Source organism: Kitasatospora sp. NPDC048239, assembly GCF_043202015.1.
Taxonomy (GTDB): Bacteria; Actinomycetota; Actinomycetes; order Streptomycetales; family Streptomycetaceae; genus Kitasatospora.
Genome location: NZ_JBICZP010000002.1, coordinates 550,489 through 569,207, shown reverse-complemented (window position 1 = coordinate 569,207; position 18,719 = coordinate 550,489). Strand labels below are relative to the sequence as shown.

Sequence of the window (18,719 nt, the reverse complement as noted above, 5' to 3'; positions counted from 1 at the left end):
ACGGCTTCGGGATGCGGCCGCATGTCGCGCAGGCAGGCTGCGTACGCGCTGCGGTGGGCTCCCGGAGAATCGTCGCCCCGTGCATCGCCGGGACTCCGCTGACGCGGAGTGCTGGGATCGGGACGCGGCGCACCGAGCCCCGGAGGGCACCTGGTGCAGCAATGAGGTTAACACTACCGACCCCCTCAGACATTCCCCAGCCGTGCGCTTGCCAATCGTGTCCGGAGGACCGGGCTCCGGCCGTGCCGGAGCCCGCCTCCCGGACGGGGTGTTCAGACGTCGAGCGGGAGTACCGCGGCCCCGGTCCGGTCGAGTTCCAGCCGGTGCGCGGCGAACGCCTCGCCCGCGAAGTGGACCAGCTTGTCGGCCCCCGCCTCGTCGGTCAGTGCGAGGACGGTCGGGCCGGCGCCCGAGATCACCGCGGCGTAGCCCTCCGCCCGCAGCGCCCCCACCAGCGCTGCGCTGTCCGGCATCGCCGAGGCCCGGTAGTCCTGGTGCAGCCGGTCCTCGGTGGCGGCGAGCAGCAGCTCGGGGCGCCTGGTCAGGGCCTCGACCAGCAGCGCGGCACGGCCCGCGTTGACGGCGGCGTCGGCCAGCGGGACGGTCTTGGGCAGCAGGCCGCGGGCGGTCTCGGTGAGCACCTCGGTGCCCGGGACGAAGACCACCGGGACGACCCGGTCGGACGGCTCCAGGGTGACGGCCTTGGCCGATTCCTCGTCCGTCCACGCCACCGTGAAGTTGCCGCGCAGACAGGCGGCGACGTTGTCCGGGTGGCCCTCCAGCTCGGAGGCGAGGGCCAGCAGCGCGTCGTCGTCCAGGGCGGACGGGCCGCCGATGGTGACGGCGCGGGCGGCCACGATGCCGGCGCAGATCGCGGCCGAGGAGGAGCCGAGGCCCCGGCCGTGCGGTATCCGGTTGGCACAGACGACCTCAAGGCCGCGCGGCTGGCCGCCGAGGCGGTCGAAGGCGGCGCGCATCGAGCGGACCACCAGGTGACGCTCGTCGCGGGCCAGCGTGTCGGCGCCCTCACCGGCGATGTCGACGGAGAGCCCGGAGTCGGCGACCCGGACCACCACGTCGTCGTACAGACCCAGCGCGAGTCCGAAGGCGTCGAAGCCGGGGCCGAGGTTGGCGCTGGTCGCGGGGACCCGGACCCGGACGGCGGCGGCACGGAACGCAGGACCGGCCATGCGGTGGACTCTCCTGGGGAAATCGGACGGCGCGAAGCTCGTCGGTGCGAGGGTGGGGGAGGGGGCCGCGGGCCCCGTCCTGGGCGGACGGTCACAGTCGTCGGCGCGGCCCGGGGAGCGGGTCGGGCCCGGGGCATGTGCCACACGGCCGGACCCAGAGTATCGAAGAGAGGTTCCACAGTGGTACACCCCGTGGGCCTTCGATCTGGTGTGTTGCCGCTTCTGGCCGGAATGCGTGCCGAAACGGGCGCGGAATACGCCGCTGAATTGACACAAAAGTGTCAGCCGGAGACGGCGACGGGCCGACCCCCGAAAGGGTCGGCCCGGGGCCTGGATTCGGCTCGGGAGCGGCGGGATCCGGTCAGTCCAGCAGGCCGAGGCGCTGCGCGGCGGCCTCCGCGTCGATCGGGACGATCTGCGGCTGCGGCGCACCGGCCACCGCCCAGTCCGGGTCCTTGAGGCCGTTGCCGGTCACCGTGCAGACGATCCGCTGGCCCGGGTCGACCAGGCCGGCCTCCGCCTTGGCCAGCAGACCGGCCACCGAGGCCGCCGAGGCGGGCTCCACGAAGACGCCCTCCTGCGCGGCCAACAGCCGGTAGGCGGAGAGGATCTGACGGTCGGTCACCTTGTCGATGAGGCCGCCCGACTCGTCCCGCGCGGCGAGCGCGAAGTCCCAGGAGGCCGGGTTGCCGATCCGGATCGCGGTGGCGATGGTCTGCGGCTTGAGCACCGGCGCACCGTCCACGATCGGGGCCGAGCCGGCGGCCTGGAAGCCCCACATCCGCGGGGTGCGGGCGGCCAGGCCGTCGGTGGCGTACTCGCGGTAGCCCTTCCAGTACGCGGTGATGTTCCCCGCGTTGCCGACCGGCAGGACGTGGATGTCCGGCGCGTCGCCGAGCATGTCGACGATCTCGAAGGCGGCGGTCTTCTGGCCCTCGATCCGGACCGGGTTCACCGAGTTGACCAGCGCCACCGGGTACTTCTCGGACAGTTCACGCGCAAGGGTGAGGCAGTCGTCGAAGTTCCCGTCCACCTGAAGGATCTTCGCGCCGTGCACCAGCGCCTGGCCCATCTTGCCGAGCGCGATCTTGCCCTGCGGGACCAGCACCGCCGAGACCATGCCGGCGCGCACCGCGTAGGCGGCGGCGGAGGCCGAGGTGTTGCCGGTGGAGGCGCAGATGACGGCCTGGGCGCCGTCCTCCTTCGCCTTGGAGATCGCCATCGTCATACCGCGGTCCTTGAAGGACCCGGTCGGGTTGGCGCCCTCGACCTTGAGGTAGACGTCGCAGCCGGTGCGCTCGGAGAGCACCTGGGCGGGGACGAGCGGCGTGCCGCCCTCCAGCAGGGTGACCACCGGGGTGTTGTCGCCGACCGGCAGCCGGTGGCGGTACTCCTCGATCAGGCCGCGCCACTGGTGGGTGTGGGCGCCTCTGTCGATCACGGCGTTCATGGCTGTTCCTACTCCCCTTCGACCCGCATGATGCTGGCCACGTCGCGCACGCTGTCCAGTGCGCGGAGCTTGTCGACCGTCGCCGACAGGGCGGCGTCGGTCGCACGGTGGGTGACCACGACGAGCGAGGCGTCGCCGTCGCGGCCCTGCTGGCGCACGGTGTCGATGGAGACGCCGTGCTCGGCGAAGACGGACGCCACCTGGGCGAGCACGCCCGCGCGGTCGTCCACGTCCAGGCTGACGTGGTAGCGGGTGACCACCTCGTCCATCGGCTTGGCCGGCAGCCGGGTGTACACCGAGTCACCGGGACCGGTGGCGCCGGCGAGCTTGTTGCGGCAGACCGCGACCAGGTCGCCGAGGACCGCCGAGGCGGTCGGCGCGCCGCCCGCGCCCGGGCCGTAGAACATCAGCCGGCCGGCCGCCTCGGCCTCGACGAACACCGCGTTGTACGCCTCGCGGACGGAGGCCAGCGGGTGCGAGAGCGGGATCATCGCCGGGTGGACGCGCGCGGTGACGGACCCGCCGTCCGCGGCCCGCTCGCAGATCGCCAGCAGCTTGACCACGCAGCCCATCTGCTTGGCGGAGGCGATGTCGGCGGCGGTCACCTCGGTCAGGCCCTCGCGGTAGACGTCCGCGGCGGTGACCTTGGTGTGGAAGGCGATACCGGCCAGGATGGCGGCCTTGGCGGCGGCGTCGAAGCCCTCCACGTCGGCCGTCGGGTCCGCCTCGGCGTAGCCCAGCGCGGTGGCCTCCTCCAGCGCCTCCGAGTACCCGGCGCCGGTGCTGTCCATCTTGTCGAGGATGAAGTTGGTGGTGCCGTTGACGATCCCGAGCACCCGGTTGACCTTGTCGCCCGCGAGGGACTCGCGCAGCGGGCGGATCAGCGGGATCGCCCCGGCCACCGCGGCCTCGTAGTACAGGTCCACGCCGGCCTCGGCGGCCGCGGCGTGCAGCTCGGTGCCGTCCTTGGCGAGCAGCGCCTTGTTGGCGCTGACCACCGAGGCGCCCTGCTTGAACGCCGACAGGATGAGGTGTTTGGACGGCTCGATGCCGCCCACCACCTCGACCACGACGTCGATGTCGCCCCGGTTGACCAGGGCCTCGGCATCGGTGGTGATCAGGTGCTCGGGCACTCCGGGACGGACCCGTCCGGCCCGGCGGACCGCGATACCGGCGAGCTCGACCGGCGCGCCGATGCGCGCGGCGAGGTCGGCGGCGTCCGTCGTCATGATGCGCGCCACCTCGGAGCCCACCACACCACAGCCCAGCAACGCCACCTTCAGCGGCCGCGTACGCATCATCCGACTCCGCTCTGCATTCATCGTGCTTCGGTATTTCCGGCGGGATTTCGGGGGTCCGCCGGAACTTCGGTCCGTACCAGTCTCCGGGACTTTCCGTACGGATCTACGGTCGTTCCATGATCTGAGACAAGGATTTCGTCATCCGATATCGAGACGCAGGAGATCCTCCTCCGTCTCGCGCCGGACGATCACCCGGGCCGCGCCGTCGTTCACGGCCAGCACGGGGGGCTTGAGGGCGTGGTTGTAGTTGCTGGCCATCGAGCGGCAGTAGGCGCCGGTGGCCGGTACCGCGATCAGGTCGCCCGCGGCCAGGTCGGCGGGCAGGAAGGCGTCCCGGACGACGATGTCGCCGGACTCGCAGTGCTTGCCCACCACCCGTACCAGCATCGGCTCGGCGTCGCTGCGACGCGACACCAGGGCCACCGAGTACTCGGCGTCGTACAGCGCGGTACGGATGTTGTCGGACATGCCGCCGTCCACGCTGACGTACGTGCGCAGGCCGTCCAGCGGCTTGATGGTGCCGACCTCGTACAGCGTGAAGGCGGTCGGGCCGACGATCGCGCGGCCCGGCTCGACGCTCAGCCGCGGGGCGGCGAGGTTCGCGGCGGCGCACTCGCGGCGGACGATCTCGGCCAGCGCGGCGGCGATCTCGGCCGGCTCGCGCGGGTCGTCCTCGCTGGTGTACGCGATGCCGAGGCCGCCGCCGAGGTCGATCTCGGGCAGCTCCACGCCGTGCTCGTCGCGGATCCCGGCCAGCAGGCCGACCACCCGGCGGGCGGCGACCTCGAAGCCCGCGGTGTCGAAGATCTGCGAGCCGATGTGGGAGTGGATGCCGCGCAGCTCCAGGCTGCCCTGGCCGAGCACCCGGCGGACCGCCTCGGCCGCCGCGCCGCCGCTCAGCGAGAGGCCGAACTTCTGGTCCTCGTGGGCGGTGGCGATGAACTCGTGGGTGTGCGCCTCGACGCCCACCGTGATCCGGATCAGCACGGGCTGGCGCACGCCCTGGCGGGCGGCGATCGCCGCGAGGCGCTCGATCTCCTCGTAGGAGTCGAGCACGACGTGGCCGACGCCCGCCTTCACGGCCTGCTCCAGCTCGTGCACGGACTTGTTGTTGCCGTGCAGCGCGATCCGCTCGGCGGGCATCCCGGCGGCCAGCGCGACCGCCAGCTCGCCCGGGCTGCAGACGTCGAGGTTCAGGCCCTCCTCGTGCAGCCAGCGCACGACCGCCTTGGAGAGGAAGGCCTTGCCCGCGTAGTAGACGTCCGCGCCGTCGCCGAAGGCGTCCCGCCAGGCGCGCGCCCGGGAGCGGAAGTCGTCCTCGTCCATGACGTAGGCCGGGGTGCCGAACTCGGCGGCGATCCGGTTGACGTCCAGGCCGCCGACGGTGACCACGCCGTCGGCGCCGCGGGCGACGGTCTTCGACCAGACCTTGGGGTCGAGCGCGTTCAGGTCGCTCGGCGGCGCCTGGTAGTGGCCCTCGGGCAGCACGTCGCCGTGGCGGGGACCTGCGGGGTGTGCGGAGCGACTCATCGGTGTCTCTCGTCCTTGACCTATGGCGAGGGGCGGCGACGGTCCCCGTTGACCGTCCGCCGCCCCCGCTGTGCGCTTGGGGGTGGTGCTACATCCGCTCGGGCGCCGTCACGCCCAGGAGCGTGAGGCCGTTGGCGATCACCGTGCGCGTCGCGTCGGCGAGCCAGAGCCGGGCGTGCGTGAGGTCGGTGACCTCCTCGTCGCCCTTGGGCAGGATCTGGCAGTTGTCGTAGAACCGGTGGTAGTCGCGGGCGACGTCCTCCAGGTACCGCGCGACGTGGTGCGGCTCCCGCAGCTCGCCGGCCTTGGCCAGCACCCGGGGGAACTCGCCGAGCTGGCCGAGCAGGTCGGACTCCCACTCGGTGACGAGCAGCTCCGGTTTGAAGTCCTGGGCCTTGGTGATGCCGAGCGCGGCCGCCTTGCGCTGCACGCCGCACATCCGGGTGTGCGCGTACTGGACGTAGAAAACCGGGTTCTCGTTGGTCTGGCTGGTCAGCACGTTGATGTCGAGCGTGATGGTGGAGTCGGTGGAGGAGCGCGCCAGGGTGTACCGGGCCGCGTCCACGCCGATCCAGTCGACGACGTCGTCGATCGTGATGATGTTGCCGGCCCGCTTGGACATGCGGACCTCCTCGCCGTCGCGAAGCATCTTCACGAACTGGCCGATCTTGACCTCGATGTTGCGGTCCATGTCGTCGCCCGCGCAGGCCGAGATGGCCTTGAGGCGGTTGACGTAGCCGTGGTGGTCCGCACCGAGCATGTAGACCGAGACCTCGGAGCCGCGGTCCCGCTTGGAGAGGTAGTAGGCGGCGTCGGCGGCGAAGTAGGTGGTCTCGCCGTCGGCCTTGATCAGGACGCGGTCCTTGTCGTCGCCGAAGTCGGTGGTGCGCAGCCAGATCGCGCCGTCCTGGTCGAAGACGTGGCCCTGCTCGCGCAGCCGGTCGATGGCCTGCTCGACGGCGCCGGAGTCGTGCAGCGACTTCTCGGAGAACCAGACGTCGAAGTGGGTGCCGAACTCCCGCATGGAGCGCTGGATCTCGGCCACCATGAGCTTGAGGCCCTCGCTGCGGAAGGCCTCCAGCTGCTCGGCCTCGGGCAGGTCGAGCACGCCCGGGACGCCGTCCACGATCGCCTTGGCGATGTCGACGATGTACTCGCCGACGTAGCCGTCGGCCGGGACGGGCTGCCCGTTGGCGGCGGCCTTCAGCGAGCCGGCGAACTTGGAGATCTGCACGCCGGCGTCGTTGAGGTAGTACTCGGTGGTGACGTCGGCACCGGAGGCCCGCAGCACCCGCGCCAGCGAGTCGCCGACGGCGGCCCAGCGGACGCCGCCGATGTGGATCGGACCGGTCGGGTTGGCGGAGACGAACTCCAGGTTGATCTTCAGGCCCTTGAGGGCCTCGTTGCGGCCGTAGAGCTCGCCGGCCTCGACGATGGAGCGGGCCAGCGCGCCCTGGGTGGCCGCGTCGAACGTGATGTTCAGGAAGCCGGGCCCGGCGATGTCGACCTTGGCGACCCCGGGCAGCTCTCGCAGACGGGCGGCCACCAGGTCGGCCACGGCTCGCGGCGGCTTGCCGGCCGACTTCGCGAGCTGGAGGGCCACGTTCGTCGCGTAGTCGCCGTGGTCCCTGTTCTTGGGTCGCTCGACCGTCACGTGCTCGGGCACGGCGACGGCCAGCTCGCCCGCCTCGACGGCGGCGCTCACTGCGGCCTGGACTGCCTGGGAAAGTTCTGCGGGGGTCACGACGCCAAGCGTAGGCGAGAGGGGGTGCCCGCCCGCCACTCGGTTTGCCGGTTGAGACGTCCGCCCGCCCGGCTCAGCCCCGATCGATGCCATCTGTTCGCTGAGGGCGAAACCCCTCGGTCGCACCGCCGCGGGCCATCAGCCGTCGCACCAGTGCCACCAGATCCGCCGGATCGAAGGGCTTGCCGAGGTAGCCGTCGACACCGACCGACTCTCCCAGGTCCAGATCCGCCGGGGTGCAGGCGCTGACGATCGCGATCGGCAGCCGGCGCGTCCCCGGGGCCGCCCGCAGCCGGGCCGCCGTCCGCAGGCCGTCCAGTCGCGGCATCACCACGTCCAGCGTCACCACGTCCGGCTTCACCCGGCGGACCACCTCCAGACACTCGGCGCCGTCGGCGGCGGTCACCACCTCGAAGCCCTCGAGCTCCAGGTTGACCCTGATCAGCTGGCGGATCACCTCGCTGTCGTCCACCACGAGGACCCGCCCGGACACTCCCGACACCTCACCGAGGGTATCGGCGCGCCCGTCGCCCCGTCCGGCCTTTCCCGACTTCCGCTCCCCCGTCCACCACCCCGCGCTCCCTCTCCGCTCCCCTGCCTCCCTCCTGCCCCTCCCCCGCCGGCCGGGCCGTCCCGGGACGGCCCGGGACGCGTCGCCAAAACCCGTGCACGGACCACGGCCCGGGCCTGGTAATGTTCTCCACGTCGAAGCGAAAGCAACGACAGCACCAAGCAGGCCCCCGTAGCTCAGGGGATAGAGCACCGCCCTCCGGAGGCGGGTGCGCAGGTTCGAATCCTGCCGGGGGCACTTCGCAAGAAGTGCTGAAGAGGCCCAGGTCAGCGGGTAGTTACCGCCAACCTGGGCCTTCGTCATGTTCCGGGTCGAGTCAGCCTTGTGCCCCATCCGTGCCCGATGCCTCCTCGGGCCTGGCGGTTCGCCTCCTGCCCCGCGCATGTGCTGGTAGCGCAGCGCCGCCTCCATGGTCGAGTGGCCCATCCGGTGCATCAGCTCACGGGTGCTGGCGCCGTGTCGGCGGCCAGGTTGTTGCCGGTGTGGCGCAGGTCGTGGAAGCGGATGCTCCCGGCGCCGGTCTCCTCCAGGGCCCGGGTGAAGTCCACCCCGGATCCGGCCAGGGCAGCCGTCCACACGTCATGGAAGGTGCTCCGGCGGAGCAGGCCGCCGCGGGGGCCGACGAAGACCCGGCCGCCAGCGCCGGACTCCCCGAACCACCGCAGGTGCTCGGCCAGTTCCTTGACGATCGAGGCCGGGAAGGCCACCGGGCGCACCCCCGCCTCGCTCTTCGGCCGCTTCACCTTGAGCTGCCCGGTCTGGAGTTCGGCCTGAGCCTGCCGGACCCGGACGATCCCGCGCTCCAGGTCGACGTCCCGCCGGCGGAGAGCGGCGAACTCCCCGAAGCGCAGGGTCGAGAACGCGGCCATCAGGACCGGCGCCCGGTAGCGCGGCTCGATCACGTCGGCAATCGCGTAGACCTCCTCGATCGTCAGCACCGGCCGCTCGGCGGAGTCCTCCTTGTCGGCCCCCTTGATCCGGCACGGGTTGCGCTCGATCATCCCGTCATCCACGGCCGTGTTCAGGACTGCCCGCAGCACCCGGTAGGACTTGGCCACGGTCGCCGGGCCGACCCCGGCGTCCAGGAGCGGCGAGCGCCGTCTCGGTGATGCGGACGTGCCGGTCGACCTTGACGTACGCAATCCGGCGTTCCTCGATCAGGCGGCGGGTGTGGTCGGGCAGGTCGTGGCGGTCGAGTTCGTGGCGCTCCAGGATCCGGCGGTCCACGGACTCGGTGGCCTCCGCGCTGTTGGTGGCGTACTTGGCCACATAGGAGGCCACGGCCTGTTCGCTGAGCTCCCCCGAAGCGAAGGCGCCGATCTGACGCACGTCGACCTGGGCGCCCCACTGGAGGACCCTGGCGCGGCGGCCTCCGACAGCGGCAAGCGGGACTACGGCACGTCGCGCCGCAGAGCGAATCGCACCGTCGAGCAGGGTCGGCGTGGCCCAGGCGGGCGGTGGCGTGTCGGGCCCGTCGGGGCCGTCGGGGCCGTCGAGGCGGACCACGGCGTGGAAGTGCACGGCCCCCCGCCGCTGGTACTCGGCGACCTTGCCGAACGGGACCCGGCACGCCTCCTTGAAGGCAACCTGCGTGAGGCCCGCCCGCTCCGCCAGGGTTCGGCGCAGATAGATGGTGAAGCGCCGCCACAGGTCGGGGGCGTGGTTGTTCCAGAGCGCGGCATGCGCGTAGTCGTACCGGTCCGGGTCCAACGGTGTGCCCAGCACGGAGGCTCCAGCCGGGTGCCTCAGCCCGCAGCGACAGGCACCGGAGTCCGGCCGGTTGTGGACCGGACCGAAGGAAGGCGCGGTCAGCGTGGCGAACACCCGCGGGTGCGAGCGGACAGTGGCCGGCACTCCCTTCGCCTGGTCCCCGGCAAGTCCGGCGCGGATCAGGTGGAAGGTGTCCGCCGAATACGTCCGCGCGCACGAGGAACACCGGGAGGCCCGCCGATTACCGCAGGCCACCTTCAGCCGGTGGCCGGGCTCGTGGTCTGTGCCGTAGCGGTTCCACACGGCCCCGGTCGAGGCATGGACCAGGGTCCGAAAGCCCTTCAGGTGGATCGGGGCAGCGCAGCCGCCGGTACGGCGGAGCTGGTCCTGGAGGCGGGGAAGAACTCAGCCGCAGGACCTGGAAGGCAGGTGGCCGAGCCGTCCGACACCATCCAGGTTGATCCGCAGCACGGGCACACCGGAGGCCGATCGGGCGTCCGGGAGATCTCCTGAGCAGGGCACATCGGGCACCTGCCGTCCTCCAATGACCGCTCGGCATCGCCGGTTACATCCAGGAGCGAGTAGCGCTCCCGGGCCCCATCATGGTCGGCACTCACGCAGCAGGGAAACACCCGCTGAGCCTTGCCGCCCGAGCACCCGGCGGGGTGAGAGGAGGAGGAAGGGCAGGAGGTGTTACGAGTTTCGCTACTTCATCAAGGCGCCGCGCACAGCGCGGCGCGGCTCGGGGCGGCTCGGGGCGGCTCGGGGCGGCTCGGGGCGGCTCGGGGCGGCTCGGGGCGGCTCGGGGCGGCTCGGGGCGGCTCGGGGCGGCTTGTCCGGCCGAGAACCTGAGAAAAGGCCTGCCTGGCGTCAGGCGAGGGGTATATGCTCACACTGCGGTGGATGATCTCGTGGCCATGCTCTGAGCGCACCAGCATCCACCCCGCTCTGAGGTTGAAGCCTGCGGAGTTGCACCGCCCCCCAACAGCGGGGATGCCAGTAGTCGGGAGCGCGATTTTTTGCGCCCTTGATGGCTCGCCACTTCGATGTGACGAGTCCTCATCCACTGCTGAGGAGTCTCATGTCTCGCGTACCCTCTCGCGCCTCTCTCTCCCGCCTGACTCGCGCGGCGCTTTTCAGTGCTGCCCGGGGCCTTGGGTACGGCCTTGGGCTGGCGTTGGCGTCGTTGATCGCTTGGATCGCCAAGAGCCGGATCTGAACCTCCGCGTGTGCCCGCTGCCTGTCTTCACGAGTGAGGTAGCGGGCACACGCAGTCGTGCCCAATGTGTGCCCGATCGAACGGGTAGAAGCGGGGAGAAGCGGGCTCTCACGGTCGAGCCGGCAGCAGTCGGCCAATGGGGCATAAGGCCAGCTCAGGCTAGGTGACTACCTGCCGCCCTCCGGAGGCGGGTGCGCAGGTTCGAATCCTGCCGGGGGCACTTCGCAAGAAGTGCAACAGAGGCCCAGATCAGTGGAGTTCATCCACGGATCTGGGCCTTCGTCATGTCGCGGGCGGGTCGGCCCGCCATGCCCCGGGCCGCCTCCCACGGCGGGGCGGCGGGCGGGCCGCGGTCAGCCGGCGATCGGGGCCGCGAAGGTCTCGGCCGGGCCGAAGTCGGAGAAGGTCACCTTGTTGACCACCTTCACGCCCTTCTGCTCGACCTGCTGCTCGACGTAGACGGTGCGGCCCCTGCGGTCGATCCACTGGTCGAACTCGAAGCCGGTGGCGCCCTTCGCCTTCATCGACTTGTAGGTCCGCGGGTCGATGGTGCTCAGCTGCTCGACGCCGATGTGGCCCGCCAAGTGGTAGGCGGCGACGCCGTTGCGCGTCTCCATGCCCTTGCGGGCGGAGGGGCCGGAGGCCAGCAGCAGCTTGGCGAAGTCGGTGTAGTCGATGACCGCGTCGCCGGTGGAGCGCGGCATCCTGACCCAGTCGTCGCCGGGCGTGGAGAGGTCCCGCATGTAGTTGGCGTCGGGCGTGGTCAGGGTCTCGATCCACAGGATCGGCTCGGCCACACCGGGGGCGGTGGTGCGCATCTCCATGCGGCCGACCCAGACACTGTTGAAGTTGCTGCGGCCCTTCGTCGTCGACAGCACCGTGCCGTCGCTCTCGGTCTTGATGGACACCGACACCGCGTACGGCGCCTTGTCCGCCCCGGCCAGGGCCTGCTCGGGGTCGAACGCACCGTCGGCGGGCGCGGCGGAGGGGGCTGCGGCGGAGGGGGCTGCGGCCAAGGAGGTCGCGGCCAAGGAGGTCGGCGACGCCGCGGCGGCGGCCGTCGGGGCGGAGGCCGGGGCCGGCTGGGCGGCCGGACCGGTGTCGTCGTTGCACCCCGCCACGGCGGCGAGGGCCAGGGCCGTCGCGGCGATCGTCAGGGCGGTGGTGCGGGAGGTGGTCACGAAGGTCTCTCCGGTGGCTTGGATCGTCGACGGAGAGTTTTTCACGCGGCGCACACACCGATCGAACCGGATGGCGACGCCCGCTCAGGAGGCCGACTCCACCGCCTCGTCGTAGAGGGCGGCGATGGTGTGGTCGAAGGAGGCGCTGTAGGAGGTGTCGGGGCTGTCGCCGCCCTCCTGGTAGCCGCCGATGGCGCCGACCACATGGCCGGTGGCGGTGCTGATCCAGGGGCCGCCGCTGGTGCCGCCCGGGTAGTCGGGGCAGTCGACCACGCGCTGGTAGGTGCTCTGGCGGCCGGTGGTGTTGGTGCACAGGACCGGGCCGTCGGAGCCGTTGGGGTAGCCGTAGAGGCGCACGGTCACGCCGAAGGGCTCGTCGGCCCCGAGCCGGTTGGCGCCGACCACGTCCTCGATCCGGCGGCCGCCGTTGGAGGCGGTCTCCAGGATCGCGAAGTCCTCGTCCTGGTCGCCGTCCTGGGACCAGCCGGTGGTGGTGTGGATCGCGGTGACCCGCCAGGTGCCGTAGGGGGCCGTGCCGTCGCGGTAGCCGGGGGCGAAGGTGACGCCGGAGGTGCTGCTGAGGCAGTGGGCGGCGGTGAGCAGCAGGTTGCCGGTCGCACTGTGCAGCACGCTCGCGGTGCAGAAGTGCCCCCCGGCGGCGACCGCTCCGGTGAACAGGGCGCCCACGGTGGCGGATTCGGGGGTGGCGGGGGCCGCGGCCGTGGTGCCGAGCGCGGGCGGGGCGGGGGCCGCGGAGGGTGTGGAGGCGGCGACGGGGGACGGACCGTCGACGGAGGACGGGCTGTCGCTGGGGGCCGGACCGTCGGCGGGGGACGCGGAGTCGGCGGGGGCGGCGGCATCAACGGACGGGGTCGGGGCGGCGTCGGCCTCGGCCCCGGCGGGGGCGGGGGCGGGGGCGGGGGCGGGGGGCCGGGCGGGGGGGCCCGCGGCGGCCCCCCCCCCCGGGGGGGGGGGGGGGGGGGCCCCCCCCCGGGGGGGGGGGGGGGGGGGCCGCCCCCGGGGGGGGGGGGGGGGGGGGGGGGGGGGGGGGGGGGGGCGGGGGGGGGGGGGCGGCCGCCCCCCCCCCCCGGGGGGGGGGGGGGCGTGCGAACCCGCCACGACGGTGGCGACGGTGAGCACCGCCACGGCGGTGAGCAGGGTTGGTGCCAGGAGGCGGCGGCGGGGGGTGCGGCGACGGTGCTGGCCCATGCCTGTCTGCTCCTGCCCTGGGTGTCGGTGCGAACTGTCGGTCCGACTATGGCGGGTGCAGCTGGGAAGGGTGTGATGCCCGGCTGGGAGCCGGATGAGAAATCTCAGCCCGCGCGGTCGGCCGCTCCGGCGGTCAGACCGTCCGCCGTGATGAACGCCGTGTGGGTGCCCGCCGTGGTGCAGGCGAACGCGCCCGCCACCGAACCGGACCGCGCGCACTCCAGCGGCGGGCGGCCCTGGAACCAGGCGTACAGGAAGCCGATCACGAAGGCGTCCCCGGCGCCGTTGGTGTCCACCACCGGGCGGCCCGGGTCGACGGCCGGGACGTGCCGGAACAGCCCGTCCCCGGTGAGCAGATGGCAGCCGTCCGCCCCCGCGGTGGCGACCACGGTGGTGGCGCGGCCCTCGGCGAGGATCCCCCGCATCACCTCCTCGTGGCGGCCCCGGCAGCCGGCCACCGAGAGGAAGACCAGGTCGGACCGGAGCGCGTACGGCCGGTGGTGGGGGTTGCGGCCGTCCCAGTCGTGCAGGTCGGTGGAGCTGGTGCGGCCGAGCCGCTGGATGTCCGGGTACATGTCCCGGTTGGGGCCGGTGATGGAGAGGTGGACGTGCCGGCTGCGCTCCACGTACGGGAGGTAGAACGCGCGCGGCAGCCGCAGTTCGTCGGGGTGGCGGCCGTCGTAGAAGGAGAAGCGGCGGCCCTCGGCGTCGACCAGGTTGACCGCGCGCGGGGTGCCGTGCGGGGAGACGAGGTGGTCGAACGGCAGGCCCTGGCGGGCGTATTCGGCGAGGATCAGGGCGGCCTGCGGGTCGTCGCCGAGGTGGTCGATGAAGGCGGTGCGCAGGCCCAGGTGGTGGGCGCCGAGGGCGACGCCGTTGCCGGTGTGGGCGACGTAGTCCCGCACCGGCGGGACGTACTGCGAGTCGCCGGCGGGCACTTCGAGCCGGTCGACCCGGACGATGGTGTCGACCCCGGCCCCGCCGACGACCAGCAGGTCGAGGTCGGGTGCGGGGGTGGGTGCGGACTGGTCCGGCTCCGGCACGGCGGCGCCTCCTTGGCTCCTGGTGGTGGCCAGGAGTCAAGCAGGCGCCGGAGGTTGACTGCAAGACCTTGCTGCAATTTTCACGTGGCCCTCTGCTCTCCGGTCGCGGTCACCGCGCCGCCGGACTTCGCGACGGCCTGGGCGTCCGCCGTGGCGTCGACCCGGGCACCCGCCGGGGCGCCGGCACCGACCTCCTCGGTCGCCTCGCCGGGCGCCGGGCGGTGGTTGATCATCAGGAAGGCGATCAGCGCCGCCAGCAGCAGGACGCCCATGGCCACCCAGGTGGCGACCACGTACCCGTGCACCGCGCCCTCGGCCTGGACCTGGGGATCGGAGGCGATCCTGGTGGCCAGGAAGGTCGCGGTGGCGCTGGCCGCGATGGTGTTCAGCAGCGCCGTGCCGAAGGATCCGCCGACCTGCTGGGCCGAGTTGATGGTGGCCGAGGCCGCGCCGGCCTCGTTCGGGGCGACGCCCAGGGTGGCCAGGCTCATCGACGGCATGAACACCAGGCCCATCCCGAAGCCGAGGAGCAGCTCGGCGGGCAGCACCATGCCGGCCCACGGGCTGTCCACCTTCATCTGGGTCAGCCAGGCCATGCCCGCCGCGGCGAGCAGCAGGCCCGGGCCGATCAGGTTGCGCGAGGGCACCCTGGTCATCAGCCGGGCCGCGAAGGCGGTCGAGCTGATGACGATGGCCGCCGTCATCGGCAGGAAGGAGACGCCGGACATCACCGGCGAGAAGTGTTTGATGACCTGCAGGTAGTAGGTGAGGAACAGGAACAGGCCGAACATGCCGACCATGGCCAGGCCGACCGAGAGCGCGGCGCCGCCGCGGTTGCGCTCGGCGACGATGTGGATCGGCAGCAGGGCGTGCCGGGTGCGCTTCTCGACCAGGACGAACACCGCCAGGAGCAGTGCGCCCAGCGCCAGCGAGCCCAGCACCAGCCAGTCCACCCAGCCCCGGGAGACCGCCTCGGAGGTGCCGAAGACGATGGCCAGCAGGCCGCCGCAGCCGAGGAACGCGCCGGGCAGGTCGAGTCTGACCCGGCGGCCCTTGGCGATGTGGTCGGCGGTGAGCACGTAGTAGGCCGCGAAGGCGGTGGCGATGGCGATCGGCGTGTTGACGAACAGGCACCAGCGCCAGTTCAGGTACTCGGTCAGCAGACCGCCCAGGAGCAGTCCGATCGCGGCGCCGCCGCCGGCGATCGCGCCGAAGATGCCGAAGGCCGTACTGCGCTCCTTCGGGTTGCTGAAGGTGGTCGACAGCAGTCCCAGCGCCGACGGGGCGAGGAGTGCGCCGAAGGCGCCCTGCAGGGCGCGGGCGGCGAACAGCATGAACGGGCCGGACGCGGCGCCGCCGATCGCCGAGGCGAGGGCGAAGCCGAGCAGGCCGACGGTGAACACGCGTTTGCGGCCGAAGAGGTCCCCGAGCCGGCCGCCGAGCAGCAGCAGCCCGCCGAAGGCCAGCGTGTAGGCGGTGATCACCCATTGCCGGTTGGCGTCGGAGATGCCCAGGTCCTTCTGGGCCGATGGCAGCGCGATGTTCACGATGGTGATGTCGAGGACGATCATCAATTGGGCGATGGCGATGACCGCCAACGCCCACCAGCGGCGGCTGTCCGCCGGTTCGGTACGGGTGGCAGCTTGCGCAGACACTGGGGAGCCTTCCGGTTGGTAGCGGAGAGGTCACGCAGTCGTCTTCAAGCCAAACTCGCGGGGCTGCGAATGGCAAGGAAAAACATCACCAAATAGTGTGAATCGGGACAAAAGAACCAGAGCCTCTGGGACCAGCGCACCAGAGGGCCCGGGAACGCCCGGGCCCCCGGGAGCGCATGGCTCCCGGGGGCCCGTCGGCCGGCCCGCCCGGCCACCGCAAGGGGCGGCGGCGGGGTGGCTCCGCCAGGCCCCGTCCGGGCCTACAGCGCGGCCAGCTCCGCGACCAGGTCGTCCAGACCGAGCGAGCCCTGCGACAGCGCCGCCATGTGCCAGGCCTTGAGGTCGAACACCTCGCCGCGGGCCTCGTGCGCCGCCTTCGCCGCCGCCCGGCCGCGCAGCCAGGCGCGCTCGCCCAGCTTGTAGCCGATCGCCTGGCCGGGCATGCCCAGGTAGCGGACCAGCTCGCTGTCCAGGAAGTCGGTGGACAGGCCGCAGTACAGGCCGAAGAACTCCCGGGCGTCGTCCGGCAGCACGGGCCGGCCGGCCTTGTACGGGGAGTCCGCGGGGAAGTCGAGTCCGGCGTGCATGCCGATGTCGACGATCACCCGCAGCGCGCGCATCATCTGGGCGTTGAGGTAGCCCAGCCGGTGGCCCGGGTCGGTGAGGTAGCCCAGCTCGTCCATCAGGCGCTCCGCGTACAGCGCCCAGCCCTCCAGGTTGGCGCTGACCCCGCCGGTGCTGACCTGGTAGGTGGAGAGCTGGTCCGCGACGTAGTTCCACTGCGCCAGCTGGAGGTGGTGGCCCGGGACGCCCTCGTGGTACCAGGTCGAGACGAGGTCCCAGACCGGGAAGCTGTCGCGGCCGATGGTCGGCAGCCAGGTCCGCCCGGGGCGGGTGAAGTCCAGCGAGGGGGCGGTGTAGTACGGCGCGGCGGCGCTGCCGGCCGGGGCGATCATCGACTCGACCCGGGTGACCGGCTCGGCCAGGTCGAAGTGGGTGCCCTGGAGGTCGTTGATCGCCTGGTCCATCAGGCCCTGGAGGTACTCACGGGCGGCCTCGGCGCCCTCGATGGCCGGACCGTCGGTCTCCAGCCACTTCATCGCCTCCATCGGCGTGGCGCCGGGCCGGACCTTCTCCGCCTCCGCCCGCATCTGGGCGTACAGGTCGTGGAACTCCTGCCAGGCCCAGGCGTACGCCTCGTCCAGGTCGAGGTCGGCGCCGGTCCAGTAGCGCACCCAGCGGCCGTAGCGCTCGCGCCCGGTGGTGTCGGGGGCGTCGGCGGCGGCCGGGCCGTAGACGTCCCGCAGCCAGTCGCGCAGCTGCGCCAGTGCCTCGGCGGCGGCGACGGCGTGCCCGGTCAGGGCCGGGCGCAGGCTCTCGGGGGCGTCCTGGACGAAGTCCCCGAACCAGCCCGCCCCGTGCCCGGCCGGCGCGCCCTCCTCGGGAGCGTCCTGCGCCAGCCACTCGCCGAGCTGGCCGACCACGGTGACGACCTGGCGGGGGCCGGAGAGCAGACCGCGCTCGACGCCCTCGGCGAGGGTCTCGCGGTACTGCGCCAGCGCGGCCGGCACCCGGGCCAGCCGGCGGCCGACGACCTCCCACTCGTGCTCGGTCCCGGTCGCCATCAGCGTGAAGACGTCGCGCACGTTGTGCACCGGCGAGCCGAGGTTGCGCACCGCCCGGTAGCCCTCCCCCGCGTCGTGGACGGCGAGTTCGGCGGTGAGGCGCTCGCGCAGCAGGCGCGCGCAGCGGCGCTCGGCCTCGTCCTCGGCGGCGCCGGCCGCCTCGGCCTCGGCGAGCCGGGCGAGGGTGCGGCGGGCGAGGTCGGCGATGGCCTGCGCGCCGGCCGGGGAGAGGTCGGGGAGGCGGTCGTCATCGGGGTTGAGCCCCAGATACACCGCGGTCAGCGGGTCGAGCTCGGCGAGGGCCTGGACGTAGGCGTCGGCAATACGGCGGGGGGTGGTGCCGTCTGAGCTGATCAGTTCTTCAACCATCCGGACATCATTTCGCGGCCCGGGCCGATTGCAAGACCCGTCGACGGATACTGACCGTCAGCGGTCAGGCGGTGCCGCGCCGCGCCCGCCACCACTGCCGCAGCAGACCCGGATCCCAGGTGGGCCGTCCGCGCGCGAAGCGGTGGAAGCAGAGGCCGATCAGCACCGCACAGAAATGGCCGAGATCCGTGAAGGTGTGCGAAGTGACCAGCGGGACAAGGTAGAAGACCACCACCCCGGTCCCGTACAGCCGGCGCCAGCCGCCCGCGAAGCGGTAGGTGAGCACCGCGACCACGCCGGCCAGCGCGTACGAGACCCCGACGTCCACGGTGTCGGCCAGGTCGGCCTGCAGCCGCCCCCGGACGATGCCCCAGGCCACCACGCCCTCGCTGACCAGGGTGGCCAGCACATGCGAGGTGGCGGCGACCGTGAGCCAGCGCCAGGTGCCCAGCCAGCGCTCGGCGTTGGCGTGGAAGAGGGTGAACAGCACCAGGTAGAAGAGGAAGTCGGCCTGCTCCGTCCAGAGCGCGCTGGCCACCAGCGCGTGCACCGGGTGCGAGGTCAGCTGGTCGATGTTGGTGGAGCGGGCGGCCAGGAACCAGTCCAGCGCGGCCGGTTCCATCCGCGCCACCACGAAGCTGGTCACCGCCAGGGCCAGCAGCCACAGGTACGTTCCCGGCGCCGACCGGACCCACGCCCACACCGCCCGCGGCACCCTCCGGGCAAGGCCCGCCCGCTCCGGCGTCTGCGCCATCCGGTAGGCCCTCCTCGCCTGCGACCACGGGCATCCCGTCCATATTCGACGCTTTGTCCGCTTCCGGCCCGCCGACCCACGCGAACCGTGGCGAACGGCGACAAACATCCGTTCGGGAAGATCGGTGCAGGCAAGGAGCCGATCGGCCGGACGCCCATTACGCTGGCC

Annotated in this window: 12 protein-coding genes, 1 tRNA gene and 2 pseudogenes; 1 reads left to right on the top strand and 14 read right to left on the bottom strand. The window is 72.4% G+C overall.

What is annotated here, in order from left to right; translation table 11 throughout:
- Positions 1-272: 272 nt before the first annotated feature.
- The 6 genes and pseudogenes from thrB to ACGFZP_RS06610 all read right to left on the bottom strand — a co-directional run bounded on the left by thrB (position 273) and on the right by ACGFZP_RS06610 (position 7,787).
- A complete protein-coding gene (gene thrB / locus ACGFZP_RS06635) occupies positions 273-1,190 on the bottom strand; it encodes a homoserine kinase (protein ID WP_392929256.1) in 918 nt (305 codons plus the stop codon).
- A gap of 361 nt (positions 1,191-1,551) precedes the next feature.
- The gene (gene thrC, locus ACGFZP_RS06630) at positions 1,552-2,640 is read right to left on the bottom strand and encodes a threonine synthase (protein WP_392929254.1); all 1,089 of its coding nucleotides are present in this window, start codon (positions 2,638-2,640) and stop codon (positions 1,552-1,554) included.
- An 8-nt stretch (positions 2,641-2,648) separates the two neighbouring features.
- The gene (locus tag ACGFZP_RS06625) at positions 2,649-3,941 is read right to left on the bottom strand and encodes a homoserine dehydrogenase (RefSeq protein ID WP_392929252.1); all 1,293 of its coding nucleotides are present in this window, start codon (positions 3,939-3,941) and stop codon (positions 2,649-2,651) included.
- A gap of 138 nt (positions 3,942-4,079) precedes the next feature.
- Entirely contained in the window at positions 4,080-5,471 is a 1,392-nt protein-coding gene (gene lysA / locus ACGFZP_RS06620) for a diaminopimelate decarboxylase (protein WP_392929250.1), read from the bottom strand.
- A gap of 88 nt (positions 5,472-5,559) precedes the next feature.
- The gene (gene argS / locus ACGFZP_RS06615) at positions 5,560-7,215 is read right to left on the bottom strand and encodes an arginine--tRNA ligase (RefSeq protein ID WP_392929248.1); all 1,656 of its coding nucleotides are present in this window, start codon (positions 7,213-7,215) and stop codon (positions 5,560-5,562) included.
- A gap of 73 nt (positions 7,216-7,288) precedes the next feature.
- A pseudogene (locus ACGFZP_RS06610) lies at positions 7,289-7,787 on the bottom strand (response regulator).
- A gap of 164 nt (positions 7,788-7,951) precedes the next feature.
- Here ACGFZP_RS06610 and ACGFZP_RS06605 point away from each other — a divergent pair.
- Positions 7,952-8,023 (top strand) — tRNA-Arg (locus ACGFZP_RS06605).
- Positions 8,024-8,220: 197 nt separating this feature from the next.
- Here ACGFZP_RS06605 and ACGFZP_RS06600 read toward each other — a convergent pair.
- The 8 genes and pseudogenes from ACGFZP_RS06600 to ACGFZP_RS06565 all read right to left on the bottom strand — a co-directional run bounded on the left by ACGFZP_RS06600 (position 8,221) and on the right by ACGFZP_RS06565 (position 18,551).
- The gene (locus tag ACGFZP_RS06600) at positions 8,221-8,787 is read right to left on the bottom strand and encodes a tyrosine-type recombinase/integrase (protein WP_392929247.1); all 567 of its coding nucleotides are present in this window, start codon (positions 8,785-8,787) and stop codon (positions 8,221-8,223) included.
- A gap of 151 nt (positions 8,788-8,938) precedes the next feature.
- A pseudogene (locus ACGFZP_RS06595) lies at positions 8,939-9,892 on the bottom strand (replication initiator); the annotation flags it as partial.
- Positions 9,893-11,068: 1,176 nt separating this feature from the next.
- On the bottom strand, positions 11,069-11,896 hold the full coding sequence (locus ACGFZP_RS06590) for a hypothetical protein (RefSeq protein WP_392929245.1): 828 nt from the start codon (positions 11,894-11,896) through the stop codon (positions 11,069-11,071).
- 84 nt (positions 11,897-11,980) lie between these two features.
- A complete protein-coding gene (locus tag ACGFZP_RS06585) occupies positions 11,981-12,583 on the bottom strand; it encodes a trypsin-like serine peptidase (protein WP_392929243.1) in 603 nt (200 codons plus the stop codon).
- A 626-nt stretch (positions 12,584-13,209) separates the two neighbouring features.
- The gene (locus ACGFZP_RS06580; RefSeq protein ID WP_392929241.1) at positions 13,210-14,148 is read right to left on the bottom strand and encodes a carbohydrate kinase family protein; all 939 of its coding nucleotides are present in this window, start codon (positions 14,146-14,148) and stop codon (positions 13,210-13,212) included.
- Positions 14,149-14,228: 80 nt separating this feature from the next.
- The gene (locus ACGFZP_RS06575; protein WP_392929670.1) at positions 14,229-15,719 is read right to left on the bottom strand and encodes an MFS transporter; all 1,491 of its coding nucleotides are present in this window, start codon (positions 15,717-15,719) and stop codon (positions 14,229-14,231) included.
- Positions 15,720-16,063: 344 nt separating this feature from the next.
- Positions 16,064-17,797 carry a DUF885 domain-containing protein gene (locus ACGFZP_RS06570; RefSeq protein WP_392929240.1) on the bottom strand — a complete coding sequence of 578 codons (1,734 nt, stop codon included), beginning with the start codon at positions 17,795-17,797 and terminating at the stop codon, positions 16,064-16,066.
- Positions 17,798-17,861: 64 nt separating this feature from the next.
- Positions 17,862-18,551 carry a rhomboid-like protein gene (locus tag ACGFZP_RS06565; protein ID WP_392929238.1) on the bottom strand — a complete coding sequence of 230 codons (690 nt, stop codon included), beginning with the start codon at positions 18,549-18,551 and terminating at the stop codon, positions 17,862-17,864.
- Positions 18,552-18,719: the final 168 nt, after the last annotated feature.

What these genes read in the sequence shown, in the direction of transcription:
- ACGFZP_RS06600 (WP_392929247.1), bottom strand. Translation starts at nt 8,787, where the DNA reads ATGATCGAGCGCAACCCGTGCCGGATCAAGGGGGCCGACAAGGAGGAC.
- ACGFZP_RS06570 (WP_392929240.1), bottom strand. Translation starts at nt 17,797, where the DNA reads ATGGTTGAAGAACTGATCAGCTCAGACGGCACCACCCCCCGCCGTATT.
- ACGFZP_RS06565 (WP_392929238.1), bottom strand. Translation starts at nt 18,551, where the DNA reads ATGGCGCAGACGCCGGAGCGGGCGGGCCTTGCCCGGAGGGTGCCGCGG.
- ACGFZP_RS06625 (WP_392929252.1), bottom strand. Translation starts at nt 3,941, where the DNA reads ATGATGCGTACGCGGCCGCTGAAGGTGGCGTTGCTGGGCTGTGGTGTG.
- thrC (WP_392929254.1), bottom strand. Translation starts at nt 2,640, where the DNA reads ATGAACGCCGTGATCGACAGAGGCGCCCACACCCACCAGTGGCGCGGC.
- thrB (WP_392929256.1), bottom strand. Translation starts at nt 1,190, where the DNA reads ATGGCCGGTCCTGCGTTCCGTGCCGCCGCCGTCCGGGTCCGGGTCCCC.
- ACGFZP_RS06575 (WP_392929670.1), bottom strand. Translation starts at nt 15,719, where the DNA reads ATGATCGTCCTCGACATCACCATCGTGAACATCGCGCTGCCATCGGCC.
- lysA (WP_392929250.1), bottom strand. Translation starts at nt 5,471, where the DNA reads ATGAGTCGCTCCGCACACCCCGCAGGTCCCCGCCACGGCGACGTGCTG.